The 14,831-nt window shown below is 63.8% G+C and carries 12 protein-coding genes and 1 pseudogene; 2 read left to right on the forward strand and 11 right to left on the reverse strand.

Going from position 1 to position 14,831, the window contains the following annotated elements; translation table 11 throughout:
- Window positions 1-88 precede the first annotated feature (88 nt).
- From BEN49_RS18550 to BEN49_RS18585, 9 genes and pseudogenes are all read right to left on the reverse strand, one after another.
- Entirely contained in the window at window positions 89-1,258 is a 1,170-nt protein-coding gene (locus tag BEN49_RS18550; protein WP_158023006.1) for a peptidylprolyl isomerase, read from the reverse strand.
- Complete coding sequence (locus BEN49_RS27160; RefSeq protein ID WP_125917021.1) at window positions 1,204-1,476, reverse strand: hypothetical protein; 273 nt, start codon at window positions 1,474-1,476, stop codon at window positions 1,204-1,206. The genes BEN49_RS18550 and BEN49_RS27160 overlap by 55 nt, the downstream gene beginning before the upstream one ends.
- A gap of 245 nt (window positions 1,477-1,721) precedes the next feature.
- A complete protein-coding gene (locus BEN49_RS18555) occupies window positions 1,722-4,127 on the reverse strand; it encodes a peptidylprolyl isomerase (RefSeq protein ID WP_070745934.1) in 2,406 nt (801 codons plus the stop codon).
- 124 nt (window positions 4,128-4,251) lie between these two features.
- Window positions 4,252-4,665, reverse strand: a complete 414-nt coding sequence (locus BEN49_RS18560; protein WP_070745935.1) for an ATP-binding protein — start codon at window positions 4,663-4,665, stop codon at window positions 4,252-4,254.
- 95 nt (window positions 4,666-4,760) lie between these two features.
- Window positions 4,761-5,090, reverse strand: coding sequence for an STAS domain-containing protein (locus tag BEN49_RS18565; RefSeq protein ID WP_083326233.1), 330 nt, complete (start codon window positions 5,088-5,090; stop codon window positions 4,761-4,763).
- 15 nt (window positions 5,091-5,105) lie between these two features.
- Window positions 5,106-7,196 (reverse strand): PP2C family protein-serine/threonine phosphatase, encoded by a 2,091-nt coding sequence (locus BEN49_RS18570; RefSeq protein ID WP_070745937.1) that lies wholly within the window; start codon window positions 7,194-7,196, stop codon window positions 5,106-5,108.
- A gap of 131 nt (window positions 7,197-7,327) precedes the next feature.
- A pseudogene (guaB, locus tag BEN49_RS18575) lies at window positions 7,328-8,810 on the reverse strand (IMP dehydrogenase).
- Window positions 8,811-8,935: 125 nt separating this feature from the next.
- Window positions 8,936-9,607 carry an outer membrane beta-barrel protein gene (locus BEN49_RS18580; RefSeq protein WP_083326234.1) on the reverse strand — a complete coding sequence of 224 codons (672 nt, stop codon included), beginning with the start codon at window positions 9,605-9,607 and terminating at the stop codon, window positions 8,936-8,938.
- A 44-nt stretch (window positions 9,608-9,651) separates the two neighbouring features.
- Window positions 9,652-10,317: an outer membrane beta-barrel protein gene (locus tag BEN49_RS18585; RefSeq protein ID WP_070745939.1), complete on the reverse strand. Its 666-nt coding sequence runs from the start codon at window positions 10,315-10,317 to the stop codon at window positions 9,652-9,654.
- A gap of 241 nt (window positions 10,318-10,558) precedes the next feature.
- Here BEN49_RS18585 and BEN49_RS18590 point away from each other — a divergent pair, with 241 nt between their 5' ends.
- Both BEN49_RS18590 and BEN49_RS18595 read left to right on the forward strand, forming a co-directional pair.
- On the forward strand, window positions 10,559-11,407 hold the full coding sequence (locus BEN49_RS18590) for an oxidoreductase (RefSeq protein ID WP_070745940.1): 849 nt from the start codon (window positions 10,559-10,561) through the stop codon (window positions 11,405-11,407).
- Between the two features lie 245 nt (window positions 11,408-11,652).
- Window positions 11,653-12,501 carry an FRG domain-containing protein gene (locus tag BEN49_RS18595; RefSeq protein ID WP_070745941.1) on the forward strand — a complete coding sequence of 283 codons (849 nt, stop codon included), beginning with the start codon at window positions 11,653-11,655 and terminating at the stop codon, window positions 12,499-12,501.
- Window positions 12,502-12,687: 186 nt separating this feature from the next.
- On the opposite strand, the gene BEN49_RS30645 is transcribed toward BEN49_RS18595, so the two are convergent.
- A complete protein-coding gene (locus BEN49_RS30645) occupies window positions 12,688-14,199 on the reverse strand; it encodes an ATP-dependent helicase C-terminal domain-containing protein (protein WP_317040476.1) in 1,512 nt (503 codons plus the stop codon).
- On the reverse strand, window positions 14,183-14,831 hold a 649-nt coding region (locus BEN49_RS29770; protein ID WP_262490220.1), incomplete at its 5' end, for a helicase-related protein. The genes BEN49_RS29770 and BEN49_RS30645, both read right to left, overlap by 17 nt.

Here is a 14,831-nt window from a genome sequence, read left to right on the forward strand (position 1 = left end):
TTAGCTTTTTTGATGGCCAACGCGTAGGCCATTGAATAAGATACGTGACCTGGGGCCCCTGCGAAAAGCTAACAGCTCAATTAAAAAGCTAAAGCTCCACGTCGAGCACTTTGCACTGCGCGTACTCGGGCACTACTTCGAGGTACACGGTGCCGCGGTTCTTGGCGAACCACTCGTCCAGGGCCTTGCTTTTCTTCTCGTTGAGGGCGGCGGCGGCAATTTTCTGGTAGTCGTCGTCGAGGTTGGCCTGGTGCGGGGGCGTGTTCGATTTCAGGTACAGGATGCGCATGGCGTCCTTGCCGTCGTCGGTGCGGTAGGGCAGGGGCGGGGTGATGTGGCCCACCTTCATGGTGTCGATGGTGAAGAAGATGGCCGGGTCGAGCTTGTCGAGGGGCAGGCGCGAGCCGCCGTCCTGGCGATTGGCCAGCAAGCCGCCGTTGGTGCTGGAGGCCTTGTCGCTGGAGTTGTCCTTAGCCGCTTTGGCGAAGCTGATGCTGTCTGACAGAATCTGGGTGCGCAGGCGGGCCAGCTTCGTGGCCGAGGCGCTGGCGTCGGAAACACCCGTGGCGGGCTTCAGCAAGATGTGGCGCGTGGAGTAGCTGTCGCCCTTGCGCTCAATGAATTGGATGAGGTGAAAGCCGAACTGCGACTGCACCACCGGCGACATTTGCCCGGGCTCCAGCTTGCGCGAGGCGGCCTCGTACTCGGGCACCAGCTCGCCGCGCTTGAAGAAGCCCAGCAGGCCCCCCTGGGTGGCCGAGCCCGGGTCTTCCGAATACTTTTTGGCCAGCTCCTCGAAGCTGGCGCCGGCTAGCACCTGGGCCCGCAGGTCGTTCAGCTTGGCGATGGCGGCCTGCTTGGCGGCGTCGTTCACCTGGGCAGGTACCACAATCTGGCCCACTTCCACCTCGGTAGAGTAGTAGGGCAGGCTGTCTTTCGGGATGCGGGTGAAGTACTGGTTCACTTCGCGGGGCGTCACGGCTATTTTGCCGGTGATGGTTTCCTGCATTTTCTGCTGCACCAGCTGCTCCTTCACCTGGGGCCGCAGGTCGTCCTTCAGCGCCTTTACCGACTTGTTGTACAGTTCCTCCAGTTTTTTCTCCGAGCCCACCTGCTGCACGAAGTAGGCCATGCGGCGGCTCAGCTCGCCGTCAACGGCGGCGTCGGTCACGGTCACGGAGTCTACGTCGGCGCGGGCCAGCATCAGCTTGTTGAGCACCAGGCTTTGCAAAATCTTGCAGCGCAGGTCGGGCGGCAAGGCCTTGCCCTCGGCGCGGGCCGTTTCCTGGGCATAGATGTTTTCGACGTCGAGCGCAGCACAATCTGGTTGTCTACTTTCACGATGATGCCGTCAATCAGGTCCTGGCCCTTGGGCCGGCTCACGCCCAGCTGGGCCTGTGCCGCCGGGGCCCCGCCCAGCACCAATGCCAAAGCGCACAGCGCCGCGGCCACCAGCCGATTCAATGGATTGTGCATAATCACTTAACTATTTCAGGATAACGGTTGGAACCGGGCCGTAAAGTTACCGCCGCCCGCGTTGCCACGCCCGCGCAACGCTCAAAGCGGCCCGTAAATTTCACCACAAAACCGCTCGCGGCAATAAAAGGAGCCCTGGGGCCCCACGTTGGTTGCAACCCACCGGCCAGCAAAAAGCCCCGGCCAGCGGGCCGGGGCCCTTAGGAATGATTGGTTGATGCTAAAAATTACTGATTAGCAAATCGTTACTTAGTAATGAGCTTGTCCACTTCGGGCTGGTTTACCTGCACCGGGTACTGCTGGCGGAGCTGGGCAATCCATTCTTTTTCCAGGAAATTCTGGTAGTCGCTGGTGGCCTGGCCACGGGCATCGGCCAGGGCCTTGGGGCCCGCGGGCAGCTGCTTGGCCACCATCACGGCGTAGTAGCGGCCGTCGAGCTGGGTGGTGTAGGAGCCGGGCGCGCTGGTCAGGAACTGGTCGGCGGCCTTGCTGTCGCCCTTCTGGAACGCCTTCTGCTGGATTTGTACTGCCAGCGGGTTCTTGGTGTTGAAGTGCTGCTCGATGGCGGCTGGGTCTTTGGTGTACCCTCTCAGGTACACGGCATCAACCGAAGCGGGTAGCTTCGATTCATTGCCACCAAGGACGGCACTGGTAAACAAAAGCTTACCAGGCTTGGCCCCTTTGCTTACCAAATAGGCCTTAACCGCATCAGTCCGCTGGCGCGCCAATGCGAGGGCCGCATTTGTTTTTGTATATTCGGTCACCGATACGCTCAGCGTGGTATCGTCCGCCATGCGTTTTGCCAACGCATCCAGCGCAGTAGTGCTGGCCGGCAGCAAAGTGGTTGTGCGGGCCTGAAAACGCACAGTAGCGGGAATGCCCCTGTTGGTTGGTAGCTCAATTTCTGCCACGCCGGTGGTAACGGTGCCCTTCGAGGTCTGCCGCGTTACGGGTGGAGGAATGATCCGGAAGTACGCCATGGCTTCCTTGCGCAGGGCAGGGGTGGCGGCGCTCACCACGGTGGCCTGCGTCCGGGGCCCCCACTGGTACTTGTCCTGGTTGGCGGCGAAGAACTTCTTCAGGCCCACCGAGTCCTCAATGGCCTTGCTCCACACCTTCTCGTCCATCAGCTGGAACAGCAGAATGCCGTCGCGGTATTCCTTGGCCAGCATTCGGTAGTCCTCGTACTTGGTGTCGAGCGCGTTTTTCTCGAAGTCAGTCAGGCGCTGGTCCACGTACTGGTCGTAGAGCTGCTCCATCACGAAAGCCGGTTGGGCCCCTGGGCGCGGGCGCTGGTTCTGGGCCACGTACTGCAAGAAGTCCTTCGCGTAGTAGGGCTGCTGCTTGATGGTGAACAGCACCGAATTATCGGCCGCGCCCGGCTTTTTCTTTTTCGCATCGGCTGCTGCGGCCGGGGCGGCGTACTTAAAGCGGCCGGCTACCAGCGAGGAATCGGCCCGGGCTAGCACCTGGGCTTTAACCGCCGGAATTTCCAGGAACTGGTCTTCCTGCCGGATGCGCTTGAGGAAGGCAGCCCGGTTCAGTTCGGAGCGCGAATCCTTGGCCACCTTGTTTTTCAGCGTCGTTTCCATGGTGGCAAACGCTGGCACCGGCTGCCGCTCCAGCAGCTTGATGATGTGCCAGCCGTAGGGCGTTTGCACGGGCGGGGCAATTTCGCCGGGCTTTTGCAGCCGGAAGGCGGTAGCCTCGAACGACGGAATCATGCGGCCGGTGCCGAAGGGCGGCAGCTCGCCGCCGTTGGCGGCCGAGCCCGCGTCTTCCGAAAACTGAGCCACCAGCTTGTCCCAGCCCTCGCCCTTGCGCAGGCGGGCGTACAGCTCGTCGATTTTCTTCTTGGCCGTGAGCGAATCCGCGGCCGGGGCGTGGGCGTTCACGCGCACCATCAGGTGGGCCACCTTGATTTCGCCCTGCGCCGCCCGCCGGTCGTTCACCTTGATGAGGTGGTAGCCGAAGCGCGTGCGAATGGGCGGCGATACCTGCCCCACGGGCGTTTTGTAGGCGGCCGTCTCGAACGGGTACACCATCTGCAAGGCTGTGAAGTAACCCAGGCTGCCGCCGTTTTCCTTGGCCGAAGGGTCTTCGCTCTGCTGCTTGGCCAGGGCCCCAAAGTCGGCGCCGCCCGCCACTTGCTGGCGCAGGGCCATTACCTTCTGGTACGCCGCCAGCGTATCGGCCGGGGCCGCGTCGGGTGCCACCCGAATGAGGATGTGGGCGGCGCTCACCTCCTGGCCCATGCGGTCGTAGGCCTCCTGCACGAGCTGGTCGGTCACGCTCTTCTCCGTGAGGTAGGGCTGGGCCAGCTGCTGGCGGTAGCCGTCCAGCTCGCGCTTGAAGGCCTGCGTGGTGTCGAGGCCGCGGCGCTCGGCTTCCAGCACCTTCAGGCGGAAGTTGGTGTACAACTCCAGGTATTCGGCCACGCTGGCGCGGGTGCCGTAGTCGGCGGCCGTGCCGTTGTTTTTGCGGTACACGTAGGCAAACTCGCTGGCCGGCACCGCCACGGGGCCCAGGGTTTCAACGGCCGGCCCGGTGGCCGTGGGTTGCGAAAGCCCGGTGGCCTGAGGCTTGGTGGCCTGGCAGCCCGCCAAAAACAGCACAGCGGCCGCGCCGACGTGCAAAAAGCGTATGTGCATGGAAAAGGGAAAAGAAACCCGCCGGACCCGGCCGCCGGCCCAACGCCGGCTGGGCTCAGCCCGAACAATGGCGAAATTAACTAATTTCCACCCGATGCGGGGCCCGCGCCGGGCCCCGGGGCCCTCACACCAGCTCCTTGCTGAGGTGGCAGACGGTGTGGTGGTCGCGGGTAAAAAACTCCACCCGGTCCATCAGCCGGTTCACCAGGGCCATGCCCATGCCGCCTTTGCGGCCCTGCCTAATGTATTCGGGCAGGTCGGGGGAAACGTGGGTCTTGGGTATGAAAATGGTGTCGCCCTGATCAGCAATCTCAATGCTCAGCAGGCGGCCACTCACCACTATCTCTAGGTCGATGAACTGGCGCTCGTCCTCGCCATTGGCGTGGATGATGAAGTTGGCCACCACCTCGTCCACGGCCAGCACTACTTGGTTAATTAATAACTCGGGCACCGCGCGGCGGCTGAGAAAACCCCGCACAAAGTCGCGCACCTGTTGCAGGTTGCGGCGCGAGCATTCAATGCGGAGCACGTCCTTCATCGGAAATCTTCTATTTGCTATCGATAGCGTGTTATTAACGTTGTTAAGCACCGCTTTGGTTTGGGGCCCCGGCAGGGCCCCAAACCAAAGCGGTGCTAAGCGGCCAAAGCCTCGGCCTGGGTGGGCACGATGGTCATCAGCGAATCGAGGCCCAGGATTTCGAAAACGTTAAACACTTTCTCCTGCATGTTGAAGAATACCAGCTTCACGTTGTTGTCTTGCAGACGCTGCAGGTGCGAAATGAAGACGCCCAGGCCAGCCGACGAGATGTAGCTGAGCTTGGCGCAGTCGACGAGCACCTTGCGGTAGTCGAGCAGGTCGGGCTTGTTGAATTCGGTGTCGAGCAGCACGGCCGAGCTGGCGTCCAGTTCGCCATCAAGGAGGAGGAGCAGGGCGTCGGCGGAGGGTTGAGCGGTTACTTTCATAATGTGGCCGATACGTTAGGCCGTCGGTTCGGGTTGGATGGCCTTGAACTTAATAACCAGTAGCGTCTGGTCGTCGTGAATGGGCTGGCCGGTGGTGAAGCCGTTCAAGTCGTTCAGGATAAACCGTTTGATGGCGTCGGCGTCCTGGTAGTAGCATTCCTCCAGGCGCTGCTGGAGACGGTCTTCGCCGTATTCTTCCTGGCCGGCGCCGCGGGCTTCCACAATGCCGTCGGTGTAAATCACCATCACGTCGCCGGGCCCGTAGTCATAAAACTGGTTGTTGATGTGCTTCTCGTAGCTGTCGTTGCGGATGATGCCCAGCCCCAGGCCCGTGGACTGGAAGTAAAACACCTCCTCGCGCAGGGCGTGGTAGTACAGCGTGTGGCAATGGCCAGCGCGGGCAAACATGAAGCCTCCCTGCTCGTAATCAATGATGTAGAGCGAAGAGGTGATGAACGACGAGCGCTCGAGGCAGTGGGCCAGGGCGGTGTTGGCCTGCATCATGAAGCGGCTGGGCAACGGAAACCGGTCGCGCTCGTTTTTGGCCAGCGGGTTGCCCTGCATCAGGGCGTGGAAAATGCCCTTCATCTGGGCCATGTGGAAGGCCGCCGTGATGCCCTTGCCGCTCACGTCGCCGATGAGCACGGCCAGCCGCCGGCCCGGTAGCAGCAAAAAGTCGTAAAAATCGCCACCCACTTCCTTCGCCGCCAGCGAGTGGGTGCTGATTTCAAACCAGTCGTCGGTCGGCAACTTCTTCGGAATTAAGCTGTCCTGTACTTCCGACGCAATTTTCAGTTCTTCCTGCGTCCGTTGGTTGTGCAGGGCAATGGTGGCCAGCGTGAGGTTTTCGAGGCTGAGCACGGTTTGGTCGGCAAAGCTGCGGAGCACGCTTACGTCTTCGGGGTCGAAGCCGTAGGGGATGTGCTTGAGCACGTAGAGCGTGCCGTAGCGGTGCTGCACGCTGTGCAGTGGCAGCACGGCCAGCGACCGGTAGCGGGCTCCCACCTGGGCCAACTCAACCTTGGCGGCGAGGTTGTTGTCAACAAAGCTCTCGTCGCCGAGGCCAGCGTACGCAATCAGGGAGCGCAAGTGCGAGGTTGCCTCTTTGTCCACGTTAAAGTAGTACTCCGTGGCGGCGGCGGGCCCATCGGCGGGCACGTCGAGCCAGGCAATATCGGCCTGCACCGTGTCCGCAGTCGTGGCCAGCAGGGTTTGGTAAATCTCGACCTGCGACTGTCCGCGCTGAATGATTTGGGTGAGGCGCTGGATGTTGAGGATTTCGGTGCGGCGCTGCTCCTGCACCTGGGCCGTGGGCAGGTTGAAGAAGGTAACCAGCAGGCCCATGGCCGAGTAAAACGCCGCAAAAAAGGCCGTCAGCACCAAAAAAGCTCCCTGGGGCTCCGGGGCCAGCAGCAGGGGGTCGAACTGCGTAGCCCGGAAATACTGCACGAACACAAGCAAGCCCAGCAGCAGCAGCACTTCGTAGATAACAGCCTGCCACTTCTGCGGCCGGGTGAGGTAGGCCACCCACTTCTGGTTAGTGCCCAAGTAAGCCCCAAACAAAGCCAACGACGTGAACACTACCGTGTTGACGATGGCCGGTGGGTGCCAGTTTAGCAGCTGGAGCATGAGCATACTGCCCAGCAGTACTTCAAAAAACACCCATTCGCGTTGCAGGCGCAACGGTGATTTGAACAAAATCAGGGACCGCCAGGCGTAGTTGGTGCGGGCCAGGAAGGCCACGAACAGGCCCAGGTTGACGGTGTACACCACCGCCAGCAGGGCGGGCCCACCCACCGGGGCCCCACTCGCCGAAAAGGCGCGCTCAATCAGCCCCAGGCCCAGGGCAAAGCCCGCCAGCAGCCCGGGGCCCCGCACCAGCTGCCGCAGCAGGCCCACGAAGTGGTAGCCCTGCAACGGGTTGGGCTGGGCCCGCTGGTTGAGGAAAATAAAGAATACAAAGCTGGCCTGCGCCAGGATGATGCCCCAACGGGGCCAGCCAGCCAGCTGCGGCAGCGCCTGCACGCGGCCCAGGGCCCCAAGCAGCAGCAGCCCCCAACTGATGCCGGCCAGGACAAGCGAATAAAAAGGTAAGCGTTGGCGCACTAGAGAAAGCAGGAAATAGAATGGCGAGCCCGCCCACTGGCCCCTGGGGGCCCAACCGCCCGGCAAGGTACCAATAACGGCTGAATCCTACTACCCAGAATTCTGAACTTAGGCAGTGCGGCTTCCTCTCCTTAGCGGCTGCTGTAGTTGGGGGCCTCGCGGGTGATTTGCACGTCGTGGGGGTGGCTCTCGCGCAGGCCGGCGCCGGTGATGCGCACGAACTGGGCGGCTTGCAGGGCGGGCAGGTCGGGGCCCCACGTAGCCCATGCCGGCGCGCAGGCCGCCGGCGAGCTGGTAGATAATCTCGCTCACGGCACCTTTGAAGGGCACGCGGCCCACGATGCCCTCGGGCACCAGTTTCTTCACGTCGTCCTCGGCGCTCTGGAAGTAGCGGTCTTTGCTGCCCTCCTCCATGGCCTCCACCGAACCCATGCCGCGGTAGTTTTTATACTTGCGGCCTTCGTAAATGATGAGCTGCCCGGGCGATTCCTCGGTGCCGGCCAGCAGCGAGCCCACCATCACGGCGGCGGCGCCCCCGGCTAGGGCCTTCACGATGTCGCCCGAAAACTTGATGCCGCCGTCGGCCACCAGCGGGATGCCGGTGCCTTCCAGCCCACGGGCTGCTTCCAACACCGCCGACAGCTGCGGCACGCCAATGCCAGCGATGATGCGGGTGGTGCAGATGGAGCCGGGGCCCACGCCCACCTTCACGCAGTCGGCGCCAGCGTCGGCCAGGGCGCGGGCCCCGGCGGCGGTGGCCACGTTGCCGGCCATCACGTCGAGGTCGGGGTACTGGGCCTTAATGACGCGCACGGCGTCGAGCACGCCTTTGGAGTGGCCGTGGGCCGTGTCGAGGCTCACCAGGTCTACACCGGCTTCCACCAGGGCGGCCACACGCTGGAGCAGGTCGGGCGTCACGCCCACGGCGGCCCCCACGCGCAGGCGGCCCTGGCCGTCTTTGCTGGCTTGGGGCGAGCGGCGGCGCTTGCGAATGTCCTTGTAGGTCATCAGGCCGGCCAGGCGGCCTTCGGTGTCCACCAGGGGCAGCTTGTCCACTTTGCTGTCCTGGAGCAGCTCCTCGGCCGCCGCCTGGTCGATGCCGGCGGGGGCCGTTACGAGGCGGTCGAGGGGCACCATCACGGTGGTCACGGGCAGGGTCAGGTCGCGCTCAAAGCGCAGGTCGCGGCTGGTAAGGATGCCCTGGAGGCGGCGCTCGCCGTCAATCACCGGAATGCCGCCGATGTTGTTGTGGCGCATCAGGTGCTTGGCGTCGGCGAGGGTGGCGGTGGGCAGCAGCGTGAACGGGTCCTGGATCAGGGCCGACTCGCTGCGCTTGACGCGCCGCACTTGCTCGGCCTGCTTGCCGATGCTCATGTTTTTGTGGATGATGCCAAGGCCGCCTTCCTGGGCCAGGGCGATGGCCATGTCGGCCTCCGTCACGGTATCCATCGCCGCCGAAACCAGCGGAATTTGCAAACGGATGCGGGCGGTGAGCTGGGTGCCGGGGTCGCAGTCGCGGGGCAGTACCTCGGAGTAAGCTGGCAGCAGCAGTACATCGTCGTAGGTGAGGGCCTCGAAGGCAATCTTGTTGGCGAGGGCGGCGGGGTCGGCCATATGCAAAAGGATTTTGAGGGAAAACCTATTGCAGGGCAAAGTTACAGCGGGAAGTTGGAACGCCCCGGAAAAAGAAACGCCCCGCCGGTAGGGCGCGGCGCGGGGGCCCTAACGGCGAAGATTATTCAATTGCCAAAACGGTAGCGCAGGCCAGCCGCCACGTTGCCGGTGAAGTTGCTCCCGTAGAAGCCACTGGGACTAAATACCTTGAATTGGTACGTGAGTTCGCCAGTGGCCTCCAGGCCTTTCCAGATGCGGCAGCGTAGGCTGGGGCCTAGTGTAAGGTACAGGTTGTTATTGGTGTAGCTATAGCTATCGGTTTCGTCGGTGCCCAAGGTTTGATCTATGGTGCGCTGCTCTGAATGATAGGACCGGTGCAGCCACGTAAGGCCGCCTAATAAATCGGCCTGGAAACGGTGCTGCTGCTGCCGCGTGAGGGTGTAGCGCACCAGCACGGGCACCGCCAGGCTCCGGATGCGGACGGTGCTAGAATAATTCACGTCGTGGTATTGCCCACTGTTCGGGCCTGCGCTGGAGTAGTCGTAAAAAGCGTACGAATCATTATAATCGTAACCCTGCGGCTTAAAAGCCACGCTGGCCTGCACTGCCCACCGCGGCCGGAATTGCAAGCCAAACGTGGGTACCACGGGGGCATAGGTGCCGCTGGCCGGGAATTGGTAAATCCCCAATCCCACGTAATACCGGGGCAGCGGCGTCGTTTCGGTGGTTTGGGCCGAGCCCGCCAGGGGCAGGGCCCCGGCCAGCAGGCCGGTCAAAAGGGTGGTGCAAAGCCGCATGGGAAACGAAGGAAAGGTGGAAATGTATTGGTAGAATTGGGGCCCTAGCTGCCGCCGAAACGGTAGCGCAGGCCCAGCGCGGCAGTGGAGGAGGTGGAATTGTACGGGTGCTGGTTCACGAGAAAGTTGAATACTAAATCGCCCGTTAAGGCCAGGTGATTGCCCAAACGGTAGCGCAAGCCAGCGCCTAAGTCCAGGTAAAAATTGTTGTTGACGTAATTATTATCGCTGTTGTAGACCACGTTTTGGAGGCTATCGACCGTGGTGGATTTGCTCCGGTAGGTAGACCGCGCCAGGGTGAAGCCGCCCAGCACGTCAACCTGGAGGCGCTGCTCGGGGCGGCGCGTGAGGGCGTAGCGCACCAGCACGGGTACCGCTACAATGCGCTGCTGGTCGGTGCTGGAACTGATGCCCTCGTGCAGCCCGCCGTTGAAGTAGAAAAGGCCCGGTTGGAAGTAGGAATCCTTGCGCTGAAAATACTGTGCGCTGGCTTGTACCGCCAGCCGGGGCCGCAACTGCACGCCCGCCGTGAGGGCGGGAGCAAGGATGTTTTCGGCAAATGCGGTTGGCGACTGGGGTGAGCCCACGGCCGCACCCAATCCCACAAAAAGCTGGGGCTTAAATGCGGCCGGGGCCCCGGTTTGGGCAAAGCCGGCCAGGGGCAGGGCCCCGGCCAGCAGGCCGGGCAGAAGGGTAGTGCGAAGCCGCATGAGAAGAAAGGAAGCAGTGGTAGGGAAGGGGCTGGGAAAGGTAGAGCCTGGGGCCCCAAAGTGCGTTGCACAACGCGGCTTTCAAGGTTGTTATTTCACTGAATATCAATAAAATAAAATAATACCGATTCAATGGTTTTGGTCGGGCCTCGGTGGGCCCCCGGCGGCGGCGCGACAAAACAAATAGGACCCGCGCGCCGTCTTATGCACCTGGTATTTCCACCACTTGCAAAAACGACTCATGCCCAATTCCCCTAAAAACTGGTTTATTACCGGCGCTTCGTCCGGCTTTGGCGAAGCTCTGGCCGAGCTGCTGCTCGCCAAAGGCGACAAAGTGGCCGCCACCTTCCGCCACCAAAACCAAGCCGACGAATTCACCCAGAAAGCCGGCGCTAACGGCCGCGGCGTGGTGCTCGACGTGACCGATGCCGCCCGCGTGCCCGGTGCCATCCAGGAGGCTATCGACGCCCTGGGCCACCTCGACGTGGTGGTGAACAACGCCGGCTACGGCTCGCTGGGCCCCATCGAGGAAATCGACGAGGACGAAGTGCAGCGGCAGTTCGACGTGAACGTGTTCGGGGCCCTGCGGGTGCTGCGGGCCGTGCTGCCCCACCTGCGCGAGCGCAAGAGCGGCCACATTTTGAACATTACCAGCATCGGCGGGCTGCGTGCCTTCCCGGGCGTGGGCATCTACAACGGCTCCAAGTTTGCGCTCGAAGGCATCGGCGAAGCGCTTTCCAAAGAAGTGGGGCCCCTGGGCATCCACGTCACCAACATTGAGCCCAGCGGTTTTCGCACGAAATGGGCCGGCGAATCGGCTACGTTCACGAAGCCCAAAAACGCCGACTACGACGCCACGGCCGGCAAGAACATGGGCGACATCCAGGGCTACAGCGGCAACCAGCCCGGCGACCCGGTGCGCGCCGCCCAGGCCATGTACGACGTGGTGAACCAAGAAAACCCGCCCCTACACCTGCCCCTGGGCGCCGCCGCTGTGAAGGGTGCCCGCGCCAAAATCAAGGAGCTGAGCGCCGAGGTGGAGCAGTACGCCAGCGTGGGCGAAGGCGCTGACTTTCCGGCCGAAAAGTAGGATTATTTGCTTTAGAGAAGGGGCCCCCGGCGTTTTGCTGGGGGCCCCTTTTTTATGAAGGATAACACGGGCAGGCTGCCGGCTTTTTTGCCAGCTGCCCGCTAATCGTTGAACCGCGCGGGTGGCTCCCGGCTAAGTATTGGAGCATTCGGGCCGCCCTGGGGGCCCTGGCGATTACCGGGCAACCGGCGAAAAAGCTGGCAGCCCGGGCCTCTTAGCCCCGGGTCCCGCCGTACCTTCGGGCCATGCCCTACTCCGCCAACGACTACGTGGCCGCTTCCTGGGCCCACTTGCAGGAGCTGCTGTTTCAGGACACCTGGGACGGGCGCATCGGGCGGTTCCGCTCGCCGTTTGTGTACCGCGGGCAGCGCTCCAAAAACTACCTGCTCACCACCAGCTTGCAGCGGCTGGGCGGCAACTACTTCGAGCTGGAGCACCACTTGCTGCGCAACTTCCGCAAGTACGCCCGCGACACGGCGGCCTCGCCCGCTGCCACGGCTTCGGTGTGGGACTGGCTGGCCCTGGCCCAGCACCACGGCCTGCCCACCCGCCTGCTCGACTGGACGTACTCGCCCTACGTGGCCCTGCACTTCGCCACCGACGACCTTCAAGCCTACCACCAGGATGGGATTATCTGGGCCCTGAACTACGTGAAAGCCGCCGAGCACCTGCCCGATTCGCTGCGCGATGCCCTGCGCCACGAAGGCTCCAACGTCTTCACCTCCGAGCTGCTGGCCCCCGTCACGGATAGTCTGCGCAACCTTGAAAGCCTGCAAGCCGAGCCGTTCGTGCTGTTTCTGGAGCCGCCCAGCCTCGATGCACGCATCGTACACCAGTACGCGCTGTTTTCGTTGATGAGCGCCGGCCAGAGCGTGCTGCACGAGTGGCTGGCCCACCATCCCGAATTGTACTTTCGCATCATCATTCCCGCCGCCCTCAAGTGGGAAGTGCGCGACAAGCTCGACCAGGCCAACATCACCGAGCGGGTGCTGCTGCCCGGCCTCGGGGGCCTCTCGCGCTGGCTGCACCGCCACTACGCCCCCCGCACCGGGGGCCCCGACAGCGAATTTATCGGGGACGACGATATGCGCTAACAAGCTCGTAGCGTGGACTCTGCGATTCCGCGTGTTGCCCGGTTTGTAGCGCGGACTTTGTAGTCCGCGGCTTTCGCTTCGTCCTACCGACCATCGTGCAGCGACCATGCAGAGCAGCACGGACTACAAAGTCCGCGCTACAGATTGGGCAGCGACTGTTCAACGCGCGGACTCGCAGAGTCCACGCTATAGATTATCCAACCGCCTCTTGGTCAACTTGGTGGGAATGTGCTCCATGGGCTTGTCGGGCCAGGGGTGGCGCGGGTAGCGGCCTTTCAAGTCTTTGCGCACCTCGAAGTAGCCCTTCTCCCAAAAGCTGCGCAAATCGCGCGTGACCTGCGCCGGACGGCCGCCGGGCGAGAGCAAATGCAGCAGCAACGGCACCCGGCCGCCGGCCACGGTGGGCGTCTCGGTGAGGCCGAACAGCTCCTGCAACTTCACGGCCAGCACGGGCGCGGCGGCATCGGCATAATCGAGGGTGACGTGCGAGCCGCTGGGCACTTCCAGGGCGGCGGGGGCGAGGCGGTCGAGGGCCTGGCGCTGGGCCCAGCCGCCGGGCAGGCGCGCCAGCAGCGGCTCCGTCAGGTCGAGGCGCTGCACTTGGTCGAGGCTTTTGAGGCCGGCCAGGTGGGGCCCCAGCCACTGCGGCAGCTCGCGCAGCAGCGTGGCCTCGTCGGAGGCAGGCCAGGTGGGTGGTGCTTGGGCTTGGTTATTGGTTGTTAGCTGCTCGTTGTCAGTTGTTGGGGCTTGGGTATCATCGGCGGTGGGGCTGGGGAAGTGGTGCCGCAAGAACTCTAGCCGCTGCTGCACCTGCCGGGCCCCGGGCGTCCAGTTCAGCTTAGCTAGGCCGGCTTCCTGCAAATAGGCTACCAGGGCCCCCGCTACCAGCGCCGCATCGGGCTGGCCGATGACGGTTTCGGCCAGGCGCAGGGCCCCCAGGCGGCGCACCCGGCGGCCGGTTACGCGCTGCGTGGCGGGGTCGTAGCGCACCTCGTCGGTGGTCGTAATCTGCCCGGCGAAAGCGGTTTCCAGTTCCTCGCGGCTCACGGGGGCGGCCAGGGTGGCGCGGGGCGCGGCGGCGGTGCCCGCCAGGTGGGCCACAGCGAAAAACTCGGCCTGCGGGTCCACGTCCTCCGTGCGCAGCTCCACGCGCTGGCCGGTGGCGAGGCGCAAGCGGCCGTCGGTTTCGCGCTGGGCCACGCGGTCGGGGTAGGCGAGGGCCGTGAGCAGGCCGATGGGCGAATTAGTGAATGACTGAATGGGTGAATGCCCTTTGGGGCCCTGGCGGCTTTGCAGGTGGCGGGCCACGTCGCGCACGCGCTGCAAGGTGGCCGGGTGCAGGGCCAGGCCGGCAGCGGGGACCGGCCGCTGGCCAGCGCTTCGAGGCGCAGGGCGCAGGTCGGGCGGGCAGCGGGCGCGGGATCGTTGGGGTGTGGCCCAGCGCAGCAGGTCGCGTTCGGCCAGCAGGGCCGCTAGGGCGGTAGCGGCGGGGCCCTGGCCCAGTTCCTGGCCGCGCACCACGAGGTGCCCCAGCCGCGGCGGTAGCCCCAGCCGCACCAGCTGGCGGCCGTGGGCGGTGGGCTTTAGGGAGTTAAAAGTTAAAAGTGAAGAGTTAAAAGAGCTACTTCCAGTCGCTTGCAATTTTAACTCTTCACTTTTAACTTTTAACTCTCTTTTCACTTCATCGGTAATTTCCACCGCGCCTAAACGCAATAAAAGCTCCTGGGCCTGGGCGTAGGCCGCTGCGGGAGGCGCGTCGAGCCAGCGCAAATCGGTTGGGTTGGCGGTGCCCCACAGGGCCAGCTCCAGGGCCAGGGCGCTGAGGTCGGCGGCCTGGATTTCGGGGGCCCGGTGGGCGGGCAGTTGGTGGTGCTCGGCCTCCGTCCAGAGGCGGTAGCAGGTGCCGGGGGCCAGGCGGCCGGCGCGGCCGCGGCGCTGGTCGGCGGCGGCGCGGGCTACGGGCACGGGTTTCGAGGGTAGTGAAGCCGGTGCGCGGCACGAAGCGCGGCACCCGAGCAAAGCCGCCGTCCACGACAACGCGCACGCCCTCGATGGTGAGGCTGGTTTCGGCGATGCTGGTGGCCAGGATGACCTTGCGCCGGCCGGCCCGCGCCGGGCGCAGGGCGGCGTCCTGCACGTCGAGCGGCAGTTCGCCGTGCAGCAGGTGCAGGTCAATTTCGTCGGGCAACGAATCCAAGGCCCGGGCGACGCGCTGTAAATCGGCCACGCCGGGCAGAAACACCAGCACGTCGCCCTCGGGGTGGGCCCCCAGCGCGGCCCGCACCTGGGCCGGCACCAGCGCGGCCAGCCGCTCGCCGGGCCGGTGGCAG

The sequence above is a fragment of the Hymenobacter coccineus genome (genome assembly GCF_001816125.1).
In the GTDB taxonomy this organism is placed as follows: Bacteria; Bacteroidota; Bacteroidia; order Cytophagales; family Hymenobacteraceae; genus Hymenobacter; species Hymenobacter coccineus.